Source organism: Lachnoclostridium sp. An131, assembly GCF_002160825.1.
Lineage (GTDB): Bacteria > Bacillota > Clostridia > Lachnospirales > Lachnospiraceae > Laedolimicola.
Map to the genome: position 1 here is coordinate 113938 of NZ_NFLI01000003.1, position 23054 is coordinate 136991.

The 23054-nt window shown below is 46.8% G+C and carries 10 protein-coding genes; all 10 read right to left on the reverse strand.

All coding sequences use genetic code 11. The annotated features are described in order from the left end of the window. Window positions 1–36: 36 nt before the first annotated feature. The 10 genes from B5E77_RS03320 to hflK all read right to left on the reverse strand — a co-directional run bounded on the left by B5E77_RS03320 (window position 37) and on the right by hflK (window position 22928). Window positions 37–7500 carry a CHC2 zinc finger domain-containing protein gene (locus B5E77_RS03320; protein ID WP_087163977.1) on the reverse strand — a complete coding sequence of 2488 codons (7464 nt, stop codon included), beginning with the start codon at window positions 7498–7500 and terminating at the stop codon, window positions 37–39. 1074 nt (window positions 7501–8574) lie between these two features. Next, entirely contained in the window at window positions 8575–11328 is a 2754-nt protein-coding gene (locus tag B5E77_RS03325; protein ID WP_087163978.1) for a hypothetical protein, read from the reverse strand. 3 nt (window positions 11329–11331) lie between these two features. Beyond that, on the reverse strand, window positions 11332–13947 hold the full coding sequence (locus B5E77_RS03330) for a hypothetical protein (protein ID WP_087163979.1): 2616 nt from the start codon (window positions 13945–13947) through the stop codon (window positions 11332–11334). Between the two features lies 1 nt (window position 13948). Further along, window positions 13949–15220 (reverse strand): hypothetical protein, encoded by a 1272-nt coding sequence (locus tag B5E77_RS03335; RefSeq protein WP_087163980.1) that lies wholly within the window; start codon window positions 15218–15220, stop codon window positions 13949–13951. A 320-nt stretch (window positions 15221–15540) separates the two neighbouring features. Continuing rightward, on the reverse strand, window positions 15541–15771 hold the full coding sequence (locus tag B5E77_RS17465) for a hypothetical protein (protein ID WP_442911324.1): 231 nt from the start codon (window positions 15769–15771) through the stop codon (window positions 15541–15543). A gap of 390 nt (window positions 15772–16161) precedes the next feature. After that, window positions 16162–17559 (reverse strand): group II intron reverse transcriptase/maturase, encoded by a 1398-nt coding sequence (gene ltrA, locus B5E77_RS03345; RefSeq protein ID WP_143468570.1) that lies wholly within the window; start codon window positions 17557–17559, stop codon window positions 16162–16164. Window positions 17560–18170: 611 nt separating this feature from the next. After that, window positions 18171–20264, reverse strand: a complete 2094-nt coding sequence (locus tag B5E77_RS03350; protein WP_087163981.1) for a polyribonucleotide nucleotidyltransferase — start codon at window positions 20262–20264, stop codon at window positions 18171–18173. Window positions 20265–20503: 239 nt separating this feature from the next. Beyond that, window positions 20504–20770: a 30S ribosomal protein S15 gene (gene rpsO / locus B5E77_RS03355; RefSeq protein WP_087163982.1), complete on the reverse strand. Its 267-nt coding sequence runs from the start codon at window positions 20768–20770 to the stop codon at window positions 20504–20506. Between the two features lie 144 nt (window positions 20771–20914). Then, window positions 20915–21883 (reverse strand): protease modulator HflC, encoded by a 969-nt coding sequence (gene hflC, locus B5E77_RS03360; RefSeq protein WP_087163983.1) that lies wholly within the window; start codon window positions 21881–21883, stop codon window positions 20915–20917. Next, window positions 21873–22928 carry an FtsH protease activity modulator HflK gene (gene hflK / locus B5E77_RS03365; RefSeq protein WP_330394603.1) on the reverse strand — a complete coding sequence of 352 codons (1056 nt, stop codon included), beginning with the start codon at window positions 22926–22928 and terminating at the stop codon, window positions 21873–21875. Before hflK ends, hflC begins: the two co-directional genes overlap by 11 nt. Between the last annotated feature and the right edge of the window lie 126 nt (window positions 22929–23054).

Here is a 23054-nt window from a genome sequence, read left to right on the forward strand (position 1 = left end):
GAAAGCGCCAGTCTCATCTGGGGGAGCCACCCGGCTTTATTCCGTCATCTGTATCACACATTCATCCTCTGAATTGCGCTCTGCCTCCATAAATTTTTCATAATCAACCTTGATATACAGCCAGTCCAAAATCGTAGGTGCAGGCCATTTCTGTGGCCGAATTGTAGAATACTTTTCATAGAAGTCTGCCCGCCGCTCCAGCCATCTGCTTTCATACTTTTTCCCCAGCCAACGCAGTATCTCCGCAATATATGATTTATTTATTGTCTGATCATCTGTTTCTGAATCTCCTTTTACCTCATCTTTAACCTCTTTTTTAACCGTATATTCATCATCTGCATCCATTGTATTCTTCCAGAGGGAAGTCTCCTCAGCGTTCACATAAGCGATAAGCTTTTTTAGTCTTTTTTCGGTACCCTTTACTGAGTTTTTGCCTGTATTCCCTTTGTGCAAATAAGGATTCCTGCAGCCTGCGCATTTCTCATCTCTGTGAATCTGCTCCTCAAAAACAGGGATATGTGCCACAAGAGAAAGTGAATCCAGCATGGATTCCGCATTGGGCTGGCTTTTCTCATAGTTCGGATTTACATCACAGATCAGCAGTGCCTGTTCCTTGCTTCCCAGTGCTCCTCTGTCTTTGTCCGGACTGCTCTGCCTGAATATTCCCGGTTTCAGACCGTGATAGAGCGTATTGCAAAGCTTCCTTTCATCATATGTAATATTTCTGTCATCCCAGGACTCCTGACCAATGAAGCAGCTGCCGCCCCTTGTTTCCAATCCGGTGGAATTGCACAATACCATTTTCAGACCAGCCGCAAGATACTGTCCCTGTCCCCAAACATAATAATCTGCTGCTCTGGTCGTACAGGCGGGCACAAGAACTATGGGGGTTCTTAAAAAATGCTTCTGCATCTGATAGATGGCAGTGTACTTCCCATATTCCCTGATATCTTCCAGCATTTCCTGCTCATATTCTTCAAATCTCCTGGGAATTTTTCTTTCTTCCTTAGACTTATTTTTCTCAGAATTATTCTCTTTACGATTCCCGCTATCAACCGTATTACTGTCAGTCTTCTCTTCTTTTCCCGGGGTATACTTCTGAAAAGCGGCATAAGACTCCTTCAGAAGACTGGGATAATTACAGATCGCGCACACAGCAAATACCTCTGCACAGATAAGTTCTGTCACGTGATCGCGGGCGTCGCCCAGAAGATGATTATCCTCATATCTGCTCTCATAATACTTTTTCATCAGAGGCTTAAAATTGTTATTCCCAACGCCTGGATAAGGGTTAATCTCTTCATGCAGCGCTACCGAAGGATATTTCTTTACCCTATGCGTCACAATTTTCACCTGCCGATCCTCAACTTTTGAATCATTGAAAATAACAGGAAGCACTGCCGCATGGCGATACTCTTTACTATTCAGTTTCTTTTCATCATCCCAGTATCTTCCGGAAGGAAATTGGTGCTTTGCCGGTATCCGAAAGGTACCCGCCCATACAGAAAAATTATAATTTTTATTATTATATATGGTATCCGCAATCCAATCTGCCGTCTCCGGACGAATGGAATATTCAGGCAGAAGAAGAATCTCCACGCCAAAAATACTGCAGGTCTCCAACACCGGTTTCAGTATCTCCCGCCTCCTGTACTCCGCACAGCTGGGACAACATTCAGGAACCTGGAAGGATTTCTGCTCCATATTCTTATCCTCACCGCCAATCCCACAGCTTTTTATCGATTTCAGCCTGCATTTTTCCGTGGACGGCGGGTAGTAGCTGGAATCAATGCTGAACTGAAACAGGGCAATCCGGTCAAAATTTGAAAATTCCAGTTCTTTCCTGCGGGATTTCCAGAGACTCTTCTGTTCCTTCCGGAGTGCAGCAAAACCTGTCCCGAAAGATATACCCTTAACTTCCTCCAGCGTATCCCCAAACGCGGAGCCTGAGACAGCAGATCCATCTTTCTTCGCAGTTTCCGGAGAATCTTCTTCTTCCTCGCCTGCATTTTCTTCCGTTATACCGTTTTCCTGCAGCGCTTTACCCGGCTCATCTGTCTGATCATCCAGCGAGGTATCTGCCTGTTCCTCTGCTTTCTTCTCCCAGGCCTGCAGAAGTCTGCCAAATAGTTCCGCAATAGTGGAAATTCCCAGAACCGCTTCTCCCTTTCGCGTCTGTGTAAAAACTGTCTTATTGCTGTCATCCGCATCTTTTTCCAGCGCAGACAGCCTGCCGTCCAGTTTGCTGTAAGTAAGGAAGCCGGACGTCTCGGTAAACATATAATTTCCATACCCTATAGTTACCTCATCTTTTCTAACCTTCTGGCTGTAATCAGCAAACCGTCCCTTCTCCACAATGATTCCGGAAGCTTCATCCAGCAAATTCATTTCTTCGATCATCTGGTGAACATTCTCCGGCGTCCACAGAGCGTAAAAGCTCCCCAATCCTTCATATGGAAACTGAAGGTACAAATCCTCCTGCCTGTCCGTCAGCATTTCCACAAGTTTTCCAAGACACATCTGCACCTTTTCTCTCAGATCCTGGTTTTCCGTACATATATAACCGGTGGTTTTGTCTAATTCATAAAGCTTTGCCAGCAGGACAATCCAGCCAAGATGGGTAAGATGCCGGATATTCCGATCCGTTTTCCGATTCAGCAGATTCTTCCACAGACGCCCCCATTTGCTATCCTTCTGCTCTCCTGTCAGCAACACACTATTTTCAGCAAGTCCCAGCTCCGCATATGGAATCTCTGTCCGGGCAAAGAAAGCATCCCGGCGTCTTTGATCTAATGCATGGATTCTCTCCAGTGTCTGCATGCGCAGGTTCATCAATACTCCATCCGCAAAGAATCCGGCGGACAATGTGCGGATTGCCGGAAAATCAGAAGCTTCGGGAGAAGCCAGCTGATACAGATGAGCCGCCAAAAAACAGTACCACTTCGGCACTCTCCGTTTCAGCGCAAATGGTTTCTGCCGGAAAGCGGGCAGTTCACCCATCAGCCTGACCAGTTCCGGATAGTGTCCCCTGAGGCAGTTTTTTGCCCATATTGCCACATCCAGAGAAACATCCTCAAAATCATAGATATCCCTGCCAAGGCGAAACCTAATAAAGTTGTCTTCCTCCCCGGCATTTTCCAGATATACATCCCTGTGGGCTTCTCTGTCCAGAAAATTTTTCAGATGTCCCAGAGCCCTATCTACGGTTTTCTCCCAGCTGTGCGGGCTCTTCTTTCCGCATTCCGACAAATGCAGATAATGCCCCTCCAGCCTGCGGAAAACGTAGCGAAGCATCTCTGCGCATTTGGCAGTCTCACTGTTTTTGTCATCTGTCTGCAGATGAATCTGCGTCAGGTGGATGGCATCCGCCAGCAGTCTTCCCGCAATCCAGAAAGACGCGCCGCTTTCATTGACTTTTTCAAGAACATAATTTCCGTTCTTTTCCAGCGCCACAGTGTCTCCTGTTTTTCTGGAAGATATCAGATAAGACAATCCCAAATTCACCGAATGTATTGTGTTTCCTTCCGGTTCTTTACAGAGTATTACATTCTTCTTGGACAGAAGCAGCTTTTCTTCCCGATGAGCATCTGAAATTTCCCGAATCTCCTTTTCCAAAACACGATAAACTTCCAGTACCTTTCTCATCAAATTCGTCAATACTGGACACATTTCCTTCTCTGCTTCCAGCCGATCGGTATCCTGGCGAAAATACTCCTCCAGACTGACATAGCCGCCGTCCCGATCCGACCATTTCCTGATATAATGTTTTGCTTTTCCCGATACCTTTTCTGCCTTCTGCATCTCCCATGCGGAATCCTCTCCGGTCTTCGCGTCATCTGTTTGAAAGTCGTATCGTTCCGCTGTAAGAAAATCCCCCTGTTTTTCATAAGCCATCATTCCAGGATAGTCCACGCCGGGAAATACCGGCAATACCTGCATTCCTTCTTCCCCTGGAAACAGATAATCGGCAAGTGGTTCTATACTCTTAATCGTCTCTGCTTTTTGCTGGTCAGGAAGAATATTCAGCAGCACGCACAGTGCCATTCTCAAATCCTGCTCGGAATACCTTCCGTTCAAATTAGTATCCGTCCATATCTCTATACACCTGATCAGTAAATCCTGCTGCGACCGGAAGGTTTTCAGATGTTCCTTGTAATTTCTGATCTGGCTGTTGATTTCCTGTATATATTCTCTGCTGTCCGCCTTCTGATACTGAGCCAGAACAAACTGAAAGCACTGGAGACTCCCTGCGCTTTCTGAAATTTCCGGAATCTTCTTTCCGGAAACAGTCCACAGCCACCGTTCTCCATAGCTGTTGTCCTTAAGCAGTTTTTCCGTGTCCGCAAAAATATCCTCGTCCATCTGCAGCAGACTGCAGAGCTCCAGATACTTCAGGCAGAGTACCCAATAGTTTTTCTTCAACAGCTCCTCTTCCGGAACCGTTCTCAAAATCTGTTTGGCAAACTCTCCTTCCGGATGGATGGTCTCCTCGATCTTCTTCGCCGCCGCAGCCCATCCCTGATACAAGGCTTCTCTGTCTGCCCTTTTTTTCCTCATAAGGATTTTGATACAGGACTCCAGAAATACATAAACCTCTATGCCCGCAGTCTGCAGCACAGAATCCTGTGGACACGATTTTTTCCCCTCGTTCCATAATCTTCGGTATGCTCCAAAAAGCTCTTCCTGTGATTCCGTAATTCTACAGATCAAGAGTTCCGCAAAACGGATAATGTCATTGATTCGGATTTCTTCTGTCTGAAAAATAATATTCAGCAGCTGCGCTTCACTGACTGTTTCCTGGAAAGCTCTGTTTTCCTCCGTTTCATACAAACCCGGCCGCAGAGCGCCGCTTAAAAGCCTCAGTGCCTCCCTGCGGTCAACCACATCATATCCGTCGCAGTCGTCAATCACAGATTCCAGGCTATCATCCGCCATATCAAACCCGGCGGAAACCCCCAGGCCTCCTCTTGCGCTGACTGTCCAGTCAAAAGCCTCATCCTTTGACACGCTTTCTTCTTCATCGGTTTTATTGCTCAATTCCAGACCAAGATCATACAGAATACCGGAAATCGTATCTTTTATTCGCAGCAGCACCAGCGGATCGGAAGCAATAATAATCATGTCGTCCACGTAGCGGCAGTATCTGACCGCGATTTTTCCCTCTTCACATTTTCGGTTTACTTCCTGCACAATATCGTAAATCTGTCTGTCCAGATCAAACAGCAGAACATTGGCGGCATATGCAGAGAGATTGGGGCCCTGCGGGATTCCACAGGAAGCGGAGCCTCTTTTATAACTCTGCCCTGTCTGGGCACTATAGCAGACATCTTTATACAATTCATTCAGCACCCACTGAACCAGTATATGAGCCCGAGTATCCGTTTCACCGTCACCATGGTGAAAGCACCGGAATTTCTGATCATCCTTCAGCAGCGCCTGCTGAATCGGCCGATACAGCGCATCCCGAAGAGCGCTTTTCGGGATATTGTCATAAAATCCTTTTATGTCCAGTTTTACCTTATAAACTCTCTTGCCGTCCAGCTTTTCGATGCCATCCCTTACATACCGGATATAGTCTTTCCAGCAATCATAAAAAGACCGGAACATTCCCTGACGGCTCTCTTTTGTCCCATTCACCGCCGCCATATTGATCTGATAGGCGAAGCTGACCACCTCTCCCGGCGCTCCATAGCCTGTGACATAGCTTCCTGTTCCATCGCTGAAGCGCACGGCAGGAATCAACTCCTCATACATACGGTGTACGCCTGAGCTGAGCAATTCGTTTAAAACGTATTGCTGCAGAAGCAATTCTTCATGGATATAAAACGTCTTCCTTCTCTGCACATCCCTTTTCTTAGGCGTATAGATCTCAATCATCGGAATGGCGTCAATGGATCGTCCCTCCTCCAGCAGCTCATAAAAATACGGAAAAAAGGCGTCTGCCCCTGCTGCAATCCGGTCCCATGAATCCTCATCCAATAACAAGGATTCCCTGTCATAGCTGGTACGGGCAATCTGCAGCGCAGTATGCATGTGATACAGATAATCCTTCTCCTGACTTCGCCCATACTCCTCTCCATCTGACGAGTCAGAAAGATACTGCCGAATCAGATTCCAGATAAAATGTTCGGGACGATTTTGAGTGTTTTCAGCATCTGACAGTCCGCTCTGCCATCCAAGCATCTGCTGCCACTCGCTTTTCGTCATCAGCTCTTCTATCTGACGAAGGAGAAGCAGCTTCTCATCCGTACTTCTCTGGTTATATTTTTTCTCCGGATCCAGCTCGATCAACTGCGCGCCATGAACTGGCTGTTCACCGCCGCTGCACAACAGATAACGGAAAACATATTCCATAGCAGAGTATGCGGCAAAAGACTTCGTACTTGCAGTCTGCCCCTTCAGACACTCATCCGGATCTTTGCCCTCTTTCAAAACCGCTACCTTTACTGGCGTTTTTCTCAGCACTTCGCTGTTCCACAGGCTTTTAACGGTTTGAAAGTTCCCTCTGAATCCCGCCTCATCTGAATCCATAAGTACCCGGAGGTCAACTACATTTCTGCTCTGGGAAACATAATCCGCAAGAATCTTCACCTGTCCCTGAAGCAAATAACTCCCCATCACTGCCACAGCATTGATATTTTTACTTCTTAAGCGGAGGACGTCAAAAATTCCTTCCACAAGATACAGTACTTCCTTCTTTCTGGAATTCCGTGAATAAACATTCTCGAAGACAGCATCAAAACCGTAAAGCCAGTCTTTTTTATTCAGATTCCGCGTAAAAAGATACTTTGGCCTGGCGCTGTCAGATACGCTTCTTCCCGCAAATCCCACCAGTTTTCCCTTCCTGTCACGGAGGGCAATAATCACCCGGTCTGTCCGAAAGTAATCCTCATAGCGAATCCTTATCCCGGGAGTATTCTCTGTTCTGGAAACCTTTTGCAGCAGTCCCGCCTCCTGCAGCAGGTTCTGTTCTTCAATGAACCTTTCGTCCCCGCCATACTGATTCTTCAGTTTCTGTTTTGAAGCAAACACCACCTGCGATTTCTTCAAAAAATCTGCTGTATATCCCCGCTTTTCCGCAAAAAGCCGCAATTTGTCTTCTTCGTCTTCTGTCATCTTTCGATAACAATCCCATGCTAATTCAAGCCCATCGGCATACCGGCCGCGTCCTCCGTCAGCCTGAATAACCGAAAAATCCGGTTTTTCCGATAAAATCTGAGGAAAACGTTCCTCCAGCCAGGACAGCGCCTGACTGAAATTACAGCCAAGCTTTCCCTTCACCAGCTGAAAGATATCGCCGTTTTCCCCACACTGAAAACAATGATATCTATTTTCTTCAGTAAAAATACGCAGAGAGGGATGCTCATCACTATGTAAAAAGCACTGGGTGATATAAGCATTTCCCACCGGACGAAGCTGCATATCAAGTGCCTTGCATACATCTGCGATGCTAATATGGCTTCTGATGTATTTATAGTATTCATTTGTATTTTTCTGCATTTTTGTATCCCCCACAAGAATATAATAGGCTTTATCATTTCAAATTAGTTTTCTTCTGTTGCAGAAAACAATTCCATCCCAGCCGAGACATGACGCAATTTATAATGCTATCAATTGCAATTTCTGAACAGATACTGGAATATGTAAATAAGACTCCACTAATGTCACAGACTACTCATTTAAATCCGATAGGGAGCATTCCCGCCAAAATCATAAAAAAACCATATCGTTAATTTTTTAAACATTTTCCCTCTTTGTATTGCATAACCGACGCTCATATATTTAACCTTAATATACCATATATATTCAAATCTGTAGATGGTAGTAAATTTATCAGGATCGATATCTGAGTTTTGTAAGTGCTCCATAAAATAATGGTTGTCTTTTAGCAAAGCATTTAGCTATAGTTGAAGTAAAATATTCCAACTTCAACTTTTAAATTTAATCCGGCATCTCTGCTGTATCATATCAGACCAGAGTATCAGTTCTTCTATACCTTCGGACTCATTTTCAAGCCATAACCAATCTCTGAAGTCTTCACAGGTAAAGTTTCTGAGGAATCCTTTCAGAAATTCCTTAGAGGCATTTCCTGTCCTCATACGGTACCGTACATAGAACTTCGATTATGGGCAGTCCTGCCAAAATCTCTTCTCTGACAGCCTTGTGTTTCCTTGTCTGACGTTTATAATCGTCAACATCCTCCTCCAGAGTCGGTTCCGGTACAAAAAGGCTCCGTAGCCGTTCCTGTCTCATTGAACAGGGCCATCTGTCCTGGGAATACATCTTTTTTCACTGAAAGATGCGAACAGCTTTTTCTTCAGATATTGGACTTTCTCATTGAGATTTGCAATTATCTGATTCAGCTGTGCGGTCTGCTCCTCATGACTTTTGACCATCTGCTCGATCTTAAGGTGCTGACCGTCCACCAGCTGGCATAAGGATTCAATTACCTCTTTCTGTAGCTGATGAACGCTTCCATTTCTGACTGCGGCATTAAGGAGCCACCTTTCTTATTGCTGCTTCCTATTATACCGGAGAGCCAGCAAAAAAGCGAATTCTCCACCGTGCTCTTATCTACTTGCTTATCTGCTGCTCTTCCCATGTTTTCCGCGCTTTTACCAGCTTTTCGCTGCTTAAAAAGGTCTGATCGACCCCCATCTCCCGTATATCATCCAGCCACTGGTAAATCATATTCTTATTGTATCTGGGGCTTCCTTTTTCATTCCTTGCCTTTTCCAGCGCCAGGGCCATATACGCATATTCATTTTCCAGCGACACGCTGAATACGCCGATATCATCTGTATTGATCGAGACGCAGAGCTGCGGACACTCGCTCAGCTCTTCCTCGTCCGTGGTCAGATTCCGATTATAAAACTGTATGATCGGATGCTTATCATACCGTTTGAACGTGCCTATCAGGTAATTGGAGGAGGGATTCGTCTCTATCGCCACTCCGTAATCGACTACTTTTCTCTGCAGAGCCTTCTGAACTCTGGCGACCGCCTCTCTGTACAGGGGACTGGTCTTAATTTCTATCCTCTTCTCTCCTTCATACCGCACATCCCAGTTAAAATGATAGAAATAATATAAGACAGCATTTTCCTGAAAGAAACGGATATCCTGCTTTTCCGCAGGAAATTTCTTGTTTACCGTATAGAAGGAGTATGTGCCTCGGATGCTGTCAATTGCATAGGGCTTTTTGAAGTAGCCTTCCCGGTACAACTCCGGCGCGTCACCTCTCAGGCACCACGCGTCATAATAGGTTTCAATATTAAAGTCCTGTTTTCTGTCCTGGTAATATCTCTCCCAGATCGTTCCCCTATAGTATTCCCGCGCATTGGAACGAATACAGGCCAACTCGTCCTCCCGCATCGCATTTCCGTAAATCAGCCGGAAATAATAATCATACTCCTTCTTCAGATATTCCTTCACCGGGGACACATCCTCGATATGGAAAATCGTCAGGGCATGATACAGCCACACGACATTGTCCAGATATTCCTGCTGGGGCAGCAGGATTCTGTCGTTTTTGGACGCATACCATTCGTTCGTATCGATTCCCAGTGCCAGCGCATGACCCAGGCGTGAACCGCAGGAAAGGTTCAAGAATACAAGCGCTTCGTCTATGGCGCGCAGCCCGCTGACTACATCGAAAAAATCTTCGCCCGCATGATAGGTCATTTTAAGCTGCGGCAGCTTTTCATAAAACCTCTCGTTAAGCTTCCTGCTAAAGCTTCCATCTTCCCGCCGCACATGATCCGCTAGAAACCGGTAGGCCTGCGCAAATACCTCAGGTCGGCATAGGATCTCCTGTGACGCCGCATCGATACCTCGGATCCTTACCGCGTATTTCGGATAACGTTCCCTCATCTCCGCCAGCGCCTTCGCTCTCTTCTCCACAGACTGCCGAACTTTGATATTCCGGCAGGAAAGAGTGACGGGCCGCTCTGTCAGTTTCTCTGTAAACTTGATAAAATGGACGGTATAAAAGAACCGGTTTTCCCAGGAGGCCTCCTTTATGATAAACCGATCCAGCTCTTTTACCTGCTCTACCAGCTTCTCTGCCGTATCCTTCGGCACGATTCTGGCCTCGAGCGTCATGACCTTTCCGCTCAGAAGCGTATTCTGAACAGCTTCCCTGACAAGCGTCTTTCTGTAAAACGGAGTCTCAAGAAAAATATCCTTTCGATCCTGGTAAATGGAAAAATTCTCAAATCCCACTTCGTTGTTATTCTGCACGATTTCCGAACGTATATTTTCCTTAATCAATATATATGCATAGAGAAGATCCGCCACATGCTCTCTTTTTCTGGCTCTGTTTTTTATGTACCTGAAGGAAGTATAGAGAAACCATCTTTCCCCCTGATATACTGTCGTCTCATCCTCTATATGAACCTCTCTGACCGGAATTCCATTCAGCGCGTAATCCGGAAGCTCCGAAAGAAGCTCCTGCCTTCCCGTACTTCCAACAGCCCAGAACAGCTTTTCCAGCTCGCCCTTGATCAGCCAAAGCTCCGAAGGATTTCTGAGATAATAGAATACCTTCTGCACATCAGTCAGATCAACCGGCTCGTCTTTGAAATAATCATCTGCGATTCTGCCCTTCTCCTCCAGGTACACCCAGCACAGATGTCCGCGGATCAGAGCAGCCTGCAACACCTGCAAAGCCAGCTCCTGCTCCTGGTATCCCGGAGCAGGCTGTATGCGAAAGCTGCGTCTCGCCCTAGTAATATCCTGAAAATGCCGCCAGAAGGAAGCCTCTGAAATATCATTCATGATACTGATCCAGGTAAGCTGAAAAACGGGCGCGGAGCCCTTCAGATGATAATGATTTTCGGACATTCCCCGCTCCAGAATCCGATGAAGCTGAGTATTATTGTGCGTTATCACCGGCTTCCAGTTAAACGGCACATTCGACATGCTTCCCGCAGTATCTCTGCAGGCCAGAAACGCAGTGATAAACAAATCCTCGCTCAGGCTTAAGGTACTCATTCTCCAGTGAAGGAACCATTTATACTCGCAAAGTATTTCATTATTCTCTATCCGGAGAAGCTCCGTGCTGTACCGGAACAGCAGACGAAAGATATTCAGCGTCTGTCCCGCTCCCGAATACCTTTCCAGAATCGAAAAACGCTCCTCAAAGCTGCGCGTCAGATAATCGTACAGATTTGACAGCTCCGTATCGCTGTACCTGTGCTCATAGCCCCTCATAATCTGCACAAATTCCCTTTCCCGGATATGCTCCGCCTGAAGCTGTCCGTGCAGCGCCGCTTCCGGAGAAACCTTTCCAAACAGAATCTTCAGTACATTTTCCAGATTATCCAGCATTGTTTAAAAACCCTCTATTTCAGATGGAACTTCCACTCCTCTTTCTCTGGTTTCATCCACATAAACCGCTCTCTCATAAATAAACTGCATAAACACGTCCTTCAGTTCCTTATAAAGCTGCTCTTTCTTCTCCCCAATAGTATACTGAATATATGGGCACATAGAATATGCTTTTTCAAGCGACGTCCAGCTACTGAACTTGTCTTTGTAAAATCCGTCTTCCTTATTTAATTGAATCTTCATCGATTCATATACATCCAGAACCGCATCATAAATCTCCCTTTTTCTGACTCCTACTCCTGTGGGGTATTTTTTTTTGCACTCTCTCCTTACCCTCTTCTCCATATTATAAAGCATATCTACATTATAAAACGGCAAAACAGCATATCCATACGCCCTTTCCCATTCCTTATACTCCTCCAGCAGAGAATTTTTCTTAATCACATTTCTGATTCCTTCCAGCTCGGCTTTGGACTCCGCATCAAAACATCTGCTGATCGCAGTCACAAGCGCTTCATGGAGCTCGGAAAAAAACTGCTCATATCTGGCCGAATTGACGACGAACCCCCACACGTCACAGGTTATGTTCCGGTTCATGTATTCAATGTAAACAGCATTTCCTGCATCCTCTTTTCTGAATAAATCGGTTTCATCCTCATCATTCTCACTTTTTCTGGATGCTTTTTTTATGGTCATCACACAGGCAGAGCCGGATCTGTACTCCACTCCCCAGTTCGTGACGCACATCAGCAGAAGCTCCAGTACTTTCAAAAGGTTATTTTTACCCAGCATTGAAAGAAAGCTATCCAGATTCCAGCTCCTTGGTCTTTTCTGAGTCAGAATCCTCCCTCCGGTCCTGCTGAGAATTTTCATATACCCCATCTTATAGGAGCTGCCTTCATCTACCTCTGAGTTATCCTCCAGCACAGGCAACAGATAATTTCCCCAGCTTCCGACGACAGAGCCTCCGACAGAATCCAACAGTTCTTTTCTTGCCCTGTTTCTGACTTTCGTTTCAGGATGGTAAAGCGAGCGTATATAAAGGCGTGTCAGCAGAGCAGTCTCCAGCGCCATGAAGCAGTGAATCAACGGCTTCTCCTCCTCGGATACGCGTCCCATATGATACATGCCCCTGAGAACCTCCCCCAGGCTGTATCCCTGTCCTGTGCTCTCGCTGTAATAGGGCTCCTCCTGGCACCTCTCCCAGATATAGTGCAGAAAACGCTCTCCCTGGCGGGAAATATCCTCCCTGTACAGCCTCTGAAAATATTTCAGCTGGCTTTTACTCAGCCTGCTGCCGGCAAGACGGTTATAGATATCATCCAGCAGTACATCATAATTGATTTCAGATGTTTCCAGCAGAGAAGCATTATTAGGGAATTTCACCTTATTTTCGTTTTCTGTCCGCAGATAGATGCTGCATCCCTCGAGGCTCAGCTTTTTCATGGACTGAAGAATCCGGTACAGATTCGTCAGCTCACGAATATTCTCCGGCTCATAGAAATGCGTCTTCAGGCCGCAGCCGTCAAAATAGACAAAGGTCCTGTGAGCAATCTTCCAGAGTATCGTTTCCTTGATATCGTAGTCGTTCGGATCTTCCTGTCTGTCCTGCCCCAGAACCTTCTTCTCAACATAAATATTTTTCTTTTTTGCAAGTAATACCGGCATATAAATCCTCTGCGAAACCGGAAGGACCTTATCAGCGTAGGATCTGGCGAGACTGCCGCTGTCCTCATAGATCCCGCTGAAATGCTTAGCGCAGATATCCGTGAGCTGTGATTCTGAAACAGCCAGGTAGATCAGCACATGCGGCACCATAAAATACCGGTGAATCTGTTCCAGCATATCGAATCCCCGTTCCTTGTTCAGATCCAGATCATCGATGTTTAGGACCAGAAAGCTCTCCTCTCTCCTTCCAGCCTCCCTGCCAGAATCCGCTGAAAGCATATGCAGGAACTCCGGAACCAGCCTGCCAAAGCTTTCCCTTAGAGCCATGCTTCCGGATAGATTCCGCAGCAGCTCTACAAAAGAAAGACCTTCCCCATAGCGCTCCTTTTCCCGCAGTTCCAGATTTCTTTTGTTTTTACAGATGCTTTCAAAATCCTGGATCAGCTTCATATTCTGAAAATGAAGAGTGTCCTGCGCATATCCACCGCCATTCTGCATACGCTCCACGAGCTTTTCCAGCATCTTCGCCAGGACAACCTCAAAAATATCCTCTTTATTTTCCAGCAAAGAAGCATCGATATTCTCCAGAACCACAAACCTGGTCTTTGGCAGACTGCTCTCTTCAGAATCGGCAGCTTCCTGATCGCCTGTGTAGCCCTTTATAAATTCCCTGTATTTTTTCTCATCGAAACTTTTCAAAGCATCTGTGAAGGAGCTCATCGCAGACGTCTTCCCTGTTCCCCTCTCGCCCATAAACGAAATGATATTATAGAGCCGCTCATAGCGCCCCTTTTCATGCTCTTCACTCATCCGGATTACATGCTCTGTCATCCTGAAAGCATTATAATATACATTTCTGAGCGGAGAAGTCAAAAACGTTTCTATTTTTTCATACTTGGGGCCGCACTCTCCTTCTATTTCCAGAATGATATCCCGCTCTTTCTTTTCCATCTCACTGCCTCCCTATCTTCTTATTGAAATAATTATTCATCTTAATCTTGGGCTGCCGGGGCAATATCCGCTTCCCTGTGAGCTCTCGGGCAGTGGCTCCGCTCTCCGGATCGTCATAAAATTCGTCGTAAAACTGGCTCCGTGAACGGTGGTTTTGATACAGCTCCTCTATCTTCTCACAGCACTCCTGGACGCCCGCCCGCTTGTCATTTTTGATGTACAGACTTTCCAGCCGGAAGAGCGTCTTGTACACATATTCCGTCTCCATCGGCTGAAGGCAGTTATTCAGCCGTTTATTTTCCAGTATGCGCAGGATCCTCCGGTAAAGGAACTCCGCCTCTTCAAAATCCAGTTCATACATCGCCAGCTTATAAATGGCCCTGAAAGCGCAGTCATCCTCTTCGTATGCATAATTATACGCATCCAATGCCCGTCCCACCTGCTCGCGCACCTTTTCCCAATAGCTCCCTATTGCATAATAGACCTTTCCGAATCCCAGCATATGGTTTCCTGTTTTTCTCATCTCATATCTGCACTGATTAAAATATCTGACCGCAGGAAACCTGGCAGACCGCTCCTCCATATTCAAGAGCAGCTGTCCCATCAAAAAGCTGTAGGAAGGAGAGCAGTCCTTCCCTTCCATCTTCTCTTCCATCGCAGAAATCACTTTGAGCGCATCATAAGCCAGTACATTTTCATTCAGCAAATCCAGATTGTTCATACATTTGATGCAATAAGCCTTTGCATACAGCAGCATCAGCTCATTCATGCCTTCCGGGTTCAGAAGATTCAATTTTTTATACGTGCTCTTATAATGAGTATAGGTTTTATCCGACAGCTCTTTGTCATAGAAATAATACCTGCCATTATAATCAAAAATACGGAGGGACTCCTCCTGATATATCCTGCTCAGTGCCCGCATGGTACTAAAATCCGAATCTTCTGTCCAGTTCTTATCCCGTAATACAGTATCGAGACAATAATTGATCACATTCTCACAATTCTCTGCCCCTTTTCCCCCATCCATCCTTCGGAAATCAACCAGCACTACCGGTTCTTTCCAGGAACGCTTCTGCGGGACATCTGTCTCTTCCTCCCACAGATTTAGAACCACATCATACCCATCCAGAATTTTCTCAGCCGTCCGGCTCCTGTCCGCTCCTATCTGATCGACCCAAATTCCGCAAAAACTAAAAAATGTCGACAGGCACAGCGCCTTTCTTGCTTTCAATTCATCATGAATAATTAGAATTGTTTTCATTTTCTGAGCCAATGCGTCTTCGTCCCCCTCGTTTTCCCAATTATTGTTTTCATTTGTTTATTATACTATATTTTCCATGTTCGTGCCACTGTAAATTGCATTTTTATTCAGGTTTTGAGGCTGATTTTTTATTCTAAAGGTCAACGCTCGCCATTCAGCAGAAAATCCGCCAGATGCACAATTTTTATACCATTGATATTTCCTGCTGCCAATTCGTCCAGAATCACCACATATTTAGGATAGTGTTCTTTACTTTCAAGAAGATTGACAACCTCTCTGTCAGATTCCTCCGGCAGTCTTCGGCATGCCTAGACATATATACGCTCGTCACGCTACACCGCTACAAAATCAATCTCTTTCGTTTCGTTCTTTCCGATATAAACCTCATAATCCCACCGCAACTCAAAATACACAATATTCTCCAGCATGGCAGTAATTGACTTTGGATTAAATCCCATGATACAGTATTTTAGAGAAGCGTCCGCCAAATAGAATTTTTCCTGCGTTTTTAGCACAGATTTTCCCTGTAAGTCGTATCGCTGGCAACGATAAATAACAAACACTTTTTCCAGCAGTTCAGATAATTGTAAACAACTTCAACAGACAGGAAAGTTCCTTCGCTTTTCAGAAATTTTGCAGTGGCATTAGCCGAGAAGGTTTTGCCAGCATTTTCGACAATATACTTCACAACACAGTTGAACAAATTAAAGTTCATAATACTGTGCCACTTTATAATATCATTCGTGATAACAAAGCTGTAGATTCTCTTTACAATTTGGTTGGCGAGTGCTCGTCAAAATTGCCAAGCGTCACAATCGGGAACCCGTCTAACCGCAGGTACTCGCTTAACAGCTCCCTTGAAGAAAGGAATCAGTTTTTTGAATTCCAGATATTCAGCAAAAGATAGGGTAAACCGGAATAGTAATACACCGTTCTGTTAAATAGGTGAAAGTTCACTTGACATCAGCTTTGAATAGGGTAGAGGGAGAATAAACTCTCGCCCCTCCCGTTGAACCGTACGTACGGGTCTCGTATACGGCTCTACAACTTATATTCCAACTTTTACCAAGTAAGGATAAAGGATTGAGCAGTCCAGCTCCGTCTTTTATCCTGTTTTCAAGTAAATCTTTGCTGATAATGAAATTTACTACGTTCATTCCACTTCTCTTGTACCAACCAAGCCTTGAATTTGCCACTTTATAGATTTCCTCCTGGCTGAACCCATTATGGTTCTTCCCGTTTAAATAACTCAGATTTCTATAGATGGTTTTCGGCTTTTTCCACTGTTTCATTACGATTACTCTCATTTTGTGCCGCAGCCATTCCCCTAATTTCCCCATAAACTCTTTCATCATCCCTATCCGAAAGTAATTAATCCATCCCCTCACCATCTCATTAACCCGTTTGATTGTGGCTGCCAGAGGCCTTGCGGCTGCTTTCCCTCTTTTCAGGTACTCACTCAGCTTCTTTTTGAGTTTCTTCTTCTTTTCCGTAGTAGGCTTTACTTTCCATTCCCCACCATTCTTCAGAAATGTGAATCCCAGATATTTACTCCGTGTCGGTCTGACTACTTTCGTTTTGGCTGCATTTACTTTCAGGAATAGTTTCCTTTCCAGCCAGTTACTTATGGATTTCATTACCCGGCTGGCTGCCATTTCACTTTTGGTGAATATCAGCACATCATCCGCATACCTCGTAAACCGGAGTCCTCTGTGTTCCAGTTCCTTATCCAGCTTGTCTAAGTAGACATTTGAACATACAACGGATAGGGGACCGCCTTGTGGCACGCCCGTAATCGTCGCTTTCTCCAGTCCGTTTTCCATTACTCCTGCTTTCAGATATTTCCGAATCAGATTTAATGTGGTACTGTCATTTACCTGTTCCCTTAGTATCTGAATTAATTTGTCGTGATTTACCTTATCGAAAAACTGTTCTATGTCTATATCCACTACCCATTCATACCCATCATTCAGGTATTCCAGTGCCTGCCTGATGGCATCGTGACAGCTTCTTCCCGGTCTGAACCCGTAGCTGTAGTCACTGAATGTTTCCTCATAAATATCGGATATAGGCTGTGATATCGCCTGTTGGATTGTTCGGTCCAGCGCTGTCGGTATCCCTAACGGCCTTTTCTTTCCGTTGTCTTTCGGAATATATACTCTTCGGACTGGCTTCGGCATATAGGTTCTGTTCCTGAGAGACGTTATGATTTTCTCCTGATTCTCCTTTATATACTTCCCCAGCTCCTCTACAGTAACTCCGTCAACGCCACCCGCGCCTTTATTGGCAACTACCTTTTTATAGGCTCTGTTCAGGTTCTCTTTTGATAAAATCACTTCCATTAATTCCATCGTTGTTACTCCTCTGACCTATCTCAAGATTCATACATATCGCCCCTCTAAGTATAGACAGTATTCCTCGGTTACGTTCCTGCTTTTCCTGCCCACCCGATTTCCGGCTCATGTATTATTTTAAACATAGCGATTCGTACTATAAATCGTTTCAGTCCTTCGGCTATACCCTCACTGGGATTTCGGCCTACTATGACTTCATCTGACTCCCTCTCCAAACCTTTTTCGACCATACCTCCCGGTATGTGAGTAGGGCCTCCCGGGGTAAGACACTAATCTTTCGTTCCACAACCTCTTGATTTACAACTTCGGTTTACGTTTACCTTTCGGGCTTCAGTTTGTTATGCAACCTTACCCACCTAATCGCCTGATCAAGTTTCTGTTCGTAGGCTCAAGAACTTTGCTACACCACTTCCTTCACCCATGTCATTACTGACACCGGCTTGTGGTTCACTACACTTGGCGGTAAATACCCGTGACTGGACTTGCACCAGTAAGATTAGTGCCATGCTCGGCACACATAAAAAGTGCTGCCGCACTAATTTAGTGCAGCAGCCCCTTTTCCCATATTATACAGAAACAATACAAATTTTCGTACATTTCCTTATATTTTACTGATTTTCCTTCAAATCCTTAATGCTGAAGCTGTAGCGTCCCATCTTATCCTTACCCAGGCATACCACCTTCACTACGTCACCGAGAGTCAGCACATCCTCTACCCGGTTGATGCGGTGCTTGGCAATCTTGGAAATATGAACCATTCCCTCCTTGCCGGGAGCAAACTCCAGGAACGCGCCGAACTCCTTGATGCTGACTACCTTTCCGGTCAGAATCATGCCTTCCTCAAAATCCGTCACGATGATCTGAATCAGCTCAACCGCCTTATCCATCGCAGCCTTATCCGTTCCGCAGATGGAAACTGCGCCGTCGTCGTCGATATCGATCTTCACGCCGGTCTGCTCAATGATGGCATTGATGGTCTTTCCTCTCTGTCCAACCACATCGCCGATCTTCTGCGGATCGATCTGAATCTGCACAATCTTCGGAGCGTAGGGTCCGACTTCTGCTCTCGGCTCGGAGATACAGGGCTTCATACAGGTGTCCATGATGAACATACGGGCCTCGCGGCAGCGTGCGATAGCGCCCTCCACGATCGGACGGGTCAATCCGTGAATCTTGATATCCATCTGAATGGCTGTGATTCCCTCTGTAGTTCCTGTCACCTTGAAATCCATGTCGCCGAAGAAGTCCTCCAGGCCCTGGATATCCGTCAGAAGAACGAAATCGTCGTCTGTCTCGCCTGTCACCAGACCGCAGGAGATACCGGCTACCATCTTCTTGATCGGCACGCCTGCCGCCATCAGAGACATGCAGGATGCACAGGTGGAAGCCATGGATGTGGAACCGTTGGACTCAAAGGTCTCAGATACGGTACGGATCGCGTAGGGGAACTCTTCCTCAGAGGGAAGTACCGGCAGCAGCGCGCGCTCTGCCAGAGCTCCGTGGCCAATCTCGCGGCGTCCCGGTCCGCGGCTCGGCTTCGTCTCGCCTACGGAATAGCTCGGGAAATTGTAATGGTGCATGTAGCGCTTGCTCGTCTCGTTCTCATCAAGGCCGTCCAGACGCTGTGCGTCAGACAGCGGAGCCAGCGTACAGATATTGCAGATCTGTGTCTGTCCTCTTGTGAACATGGCAGAACCGTGAACACGCGGGATGATATCTACCTCTGCAGCCAGCGGACGAATCTGGGTCATCTCACGGCCGTCCGGACGCTTGTGATCCTTCAGAATCATCTTGCGGACTGTCTTCTTCTGGTACTGATATACAGCCTCTCCCAGAACCTCAAGCCACTCTTCCTTCTCTGCGAAAGCTTCCTCCAGACGCTCGGTGATCTGACGGATATTTTCCTCGCGCACCTGCTTCTCGTCTGTGAAGACTGCCTTCTCCATCTCCTCGGGAGGAACAATCTCCCTGATGGCTGCGAACAGCTCCTCGGGAACCGCGCAGCTGGTGTAGCTGTGCTTCTCTTTTCCGCACTCTGCTACAATCTTATCAATGAAAGCGATAACCTGCTGGTTTACATCATGAGCCAGGTAGATTGCCTCGATCATCTTCGCCTCGGGAATCTCATTGGCTCCGGCCTCGATCATGATGACCTTCTCTCTCGTGGAGGCTACGGTCAGCTTCAGGTCGGATACCTTATACTGAGCCTGTCCCGGATTTACGATGAACTCTCCGTCGATCATGCCGATCTGCGTCATGGCGCAGGGGCCTGCAAACGGAATATCCGAAATAGAGGTGGCAATCGCGGAACCCAGCATGGCGGTCAGCTCCGGGCTGCACTCCGGATCCACAGACAGCACCAGGTTGTCCAGCGTCACATCATTGCGGTAATCCTTCGGGAACAGAGGACGCATGGGACGGTCGATGACACGGGCCGTCAGCACCGCATTCTCAGACGCCTTTCCCTCTCTCTTATTGAAGCCGCCCGGAATCTTTCCTACAGCGTACATCTTTTCCTCGTACTCTACGCTTAAGGGGAAGAAATCGATTCCATCCCGGGGCTTGTCAGAGGCGGTGGCTGTAGAAAGCACCGTCGTGTCGCCGTAGTGCATAAAAGCGGCTCCGTTGGCCTGCTTCGCAACTCTGCCGATATCTACGGTCAGAGTTCTGCCGGCCAGTTCCATAGAAAAACTCTTGTACATTCCTTTTCTCCTTACAATACAAAAAAGCCAGTAAACTGCCAGGGTGTAGGAGAAACCGAAACTACTGATCCACGCACGCACCTTTCATGCGCGCATCAGTGGTCTCGGAACCTTTCTCCTACGTGGTTGACGGGTTGCGCAGCTCCGGTTTTTTATGCTTCCGGAACTGATGTCTGCCTGTCTCCAGGCACAAAAACTGGGCGAAAGAATCCTCCGGATTCCTCCGCCCAATATGAAGCTTATTTTCTGAGTCCTAATCTCTCAATCAGGCTGCGGTATCTCTCGATATCCATCTTCTTCAGATAGGCAAGCATATTACGTCTCTGTCCGACCATCTTCAGCAGACCACGTCTGGAATGATGATCCTTCGGATTGTTCTGCAGATGCTCTGTGAGCTCCTGAATACGTGCGGTCAGAATTGCCACCTGTACCTCCGGTGAGCCTGTGTCTCCCGGCTTGAGGCCGTACTCTGCGATGATTGCCTGCTTCTTTTCCTTTGCGATCATGATAAATTCCTCCTTTTTCTCAATACGCCGTATATTAAGCAATGGCCGGAGTGTCCGATTACTGAATACCGGCAAAATCTCATACCGTTATACTTTACCACATGTACAGATGGCTGTCAAGATTCTTCCACCTTTTTCTGCATCCTACTGCCCCGTAAATATCTGCGCAATCGGAGAATCCGCCGGCAGAATCAATGTCTTATCATCACTTCCCTGAAGGCTCTCCCTCGCTGCGTCCAGGCTGCGGACGAAGGAATAGAACTCACTGCGGCTCTCATCCGAATAGGCGTCCGAAAGGATCCGCATGTATTCTGCCTCGCCCTCCGCCACCAGCTGCTCAGCCTGGGCATTCGCCTCCGAGAGCATGATAGAGACCTCCTTGTCCGTGGTGTTCCGGATAATCTGGGCCTGCGATTCTCCCTCTGCCGTATACTGGGCCGCAATGTTTTCCCGTTCGGAAATCATGCGGGTGTAGACCGCCTGCTTATTGTCATCCGGAAGATCGAGCTTTTTCACTTCCACTGCCAGAATGTCAATGCCATACTGCTCATAATCTCCCAGCTGATCCATGATTTCCTCTGTCAGGGACTTAATCTCCACCTCTTCTGTCGTTTCTTCCAGAATCAGGTCGTTTGACTGTACGTCCGACTCCGCCTCAGCTGCCGTAACCGTCATTTTTCCGTCGCGGCTTTTGATAATCTCATCCTGGGTCATGCTGGATACCGTATTCTTCGTGGCGTTGTAAACCAGGGCATTGATGCGGTTTTCTGCATTGTAGATGGAATTTGCCAGCGTCTGGGTAAAGGTCAGCGGATCGGTCACTCTCCAGAGCACATAGCTGTCTACAATCATGGATTTCTTGTCAGAGGTGATCACATCCGAGGCCGGAAGATCGTAGAGCAGGATCTCCTTCGGCACCGTATCTGTCGTCTGAATAAACGGAATCTTGAAAGACAGGCCGGAGGTGCTTACCACACGCTGCACTCGTCCAAACTGGCGAATCAGCTTATACTCGTCCTCCCGGCAAATCACCAGGCTGTTGCCAAAAAGGAACAGCGCCAGCAGTATTATCACATATTTCAGGAAACCTAAGGATTTTTTCTTACTCTCCATTCTCTGCCGCCTCCGTTTCGCTTGTATTTGTACTGTCCGTGCCGCCAAACGGCTCCAGCGGAAGCAGCTGCTGTACCTGGCTGCCGTCGCCGCCCTCGATGATTACCTTCATATCGGGCAGCACATCCTCCATGGCCTCATAAAACATCCGCTGCCTTGTAATGGAAGGATATTTTACATATTCCTCATACATGGAATTAAAACGCGCCACCTGGCCCTCCGCCTCATTGATGCGGCTCTCCTTTTCCGCCTCAGCATCCTGGAGAATCTTATCTGCCTCGGCTTCCGCCTGAGGAATCTGCTCATTCCGGTACTTGTTCGCATTGTTCAGGGCTGTGTCCTTGCCCTGCTTGGCAGTTTCCACCGCCTTAAAGGCTTCAATGACCTCTGCAGTAGGCGGCTGCGCATCCTGAATCGTAATGCTCACCAGCTGAATGCCGATATCATAGGTTTCCAGCTTCTCCATAATCATATCCCGGATATTGGCCTGAATTTCATTTTTTCCTGTAGTCAGCACCGCATCCACCGTATAGGAGCCGATCGTAGTACGGATGCAGTTCTGGGCAATATTATCCAGGACACGCACCGGATCCTCAGAAGCATACAGAGCCTTCACCGGGTCTGAAATCCGGTACTCCGCATAGAAATCCACCCGGATAAAGTTATAATCCGAGGTGATCATCATGGCGTCCTCCGTGTACTGCTCCTCCTCGTCATATCCTACCGCCAGTCCCTGGATCGTAGTATTCACCTTGGTCACGGTCTGGATCAGCGGAATTTTAAAATGAAGTCCCGGCTCTGTCACAGCCTTCGGCGTACCAAAGGTGCAGACGACTGCCTGTTCCTCCTCCTGGATCGTATACCAGCAGGAGCTGGCCAGAAACAGGGCCAGCAGGACAATCACGATACCGATTCCCGCCTTTTTCATATGCTTCAGCCCCGTTCCTTTCCCCCGTTTCCGCTTTTGGGGCTGCTCCGCCTCTCCTTCGGGCGGCACTTCTCTGTAGTTTTTTCCAAAATTGTTTCTAAAATCAAATTGAAACATAGTCCCCTCCCTTATGTATAGTAAGGTCATTGTATCATAGATTGTTCTCGTAGAAAATGGAAATTTATTTTAGATCGAATATCTGAACGTAGTATTGATGCTATCTTAGATATGAAGAAAAACAGA

Bases quoted from the DNA above. Each gene is read 5' to 3' on its own strand.
- B5E77_RS03320 (WP_087163977.1), bottom strand. From the start codon at position 7,500: ATGCAGAAAAATACAAATGAATACTATAAATACATCAGAAGCCATATT.
- B5E77_RS03325 (WP_087163978.1), bottom strand. From the start codon at position 11,328: ATGCTGGATAATCTGGAAAATGTACTGAAGATTCTGTTTGGAAAGGTT.
- B5E77_RS03330 (WP_087163979.1), bottom strand. From the start codon at position 13,947: ATGGAAAAGAAAGAGCGGGATATCATTCTGGAAATAGAAGGAGAGTGC.
- ltrA (WP_143468570.1), bottom strand. From the start codon at position 17,559: ATGGAATTAATGGAAGTGATTTTATCAAAAGAGAACCTGAACAGAGCC.
- B5E77_RS03350 (WP_087163981.1), bottom strand. From the start codon at position 20,264: ATGTACAAGAGTTTTTCTATGGAACTGGCCGGCAGAACTCTGACCGTA.
- rpsO (WP_087163982.1), bottom strand. From the start codon at position 20,770: ATGATCGCAAAGGAAAAGAAGCAGGCAATCATCGCAGAGTACGGCCTC.
- hflC (WP_087163983.1), bottom strand. From the start codon at position 21,883: ATGGAGAGTAAGAAAAAATCCTTAGGTTTCCTGAAATATGTGATAATA.
- hflK (WP_330394603.1), bottom strand. From the start codon at position 22,928: ATGTTTCAATTTGATTTTAGAAACAATTTTGGAAAAAACTACAGAGAA.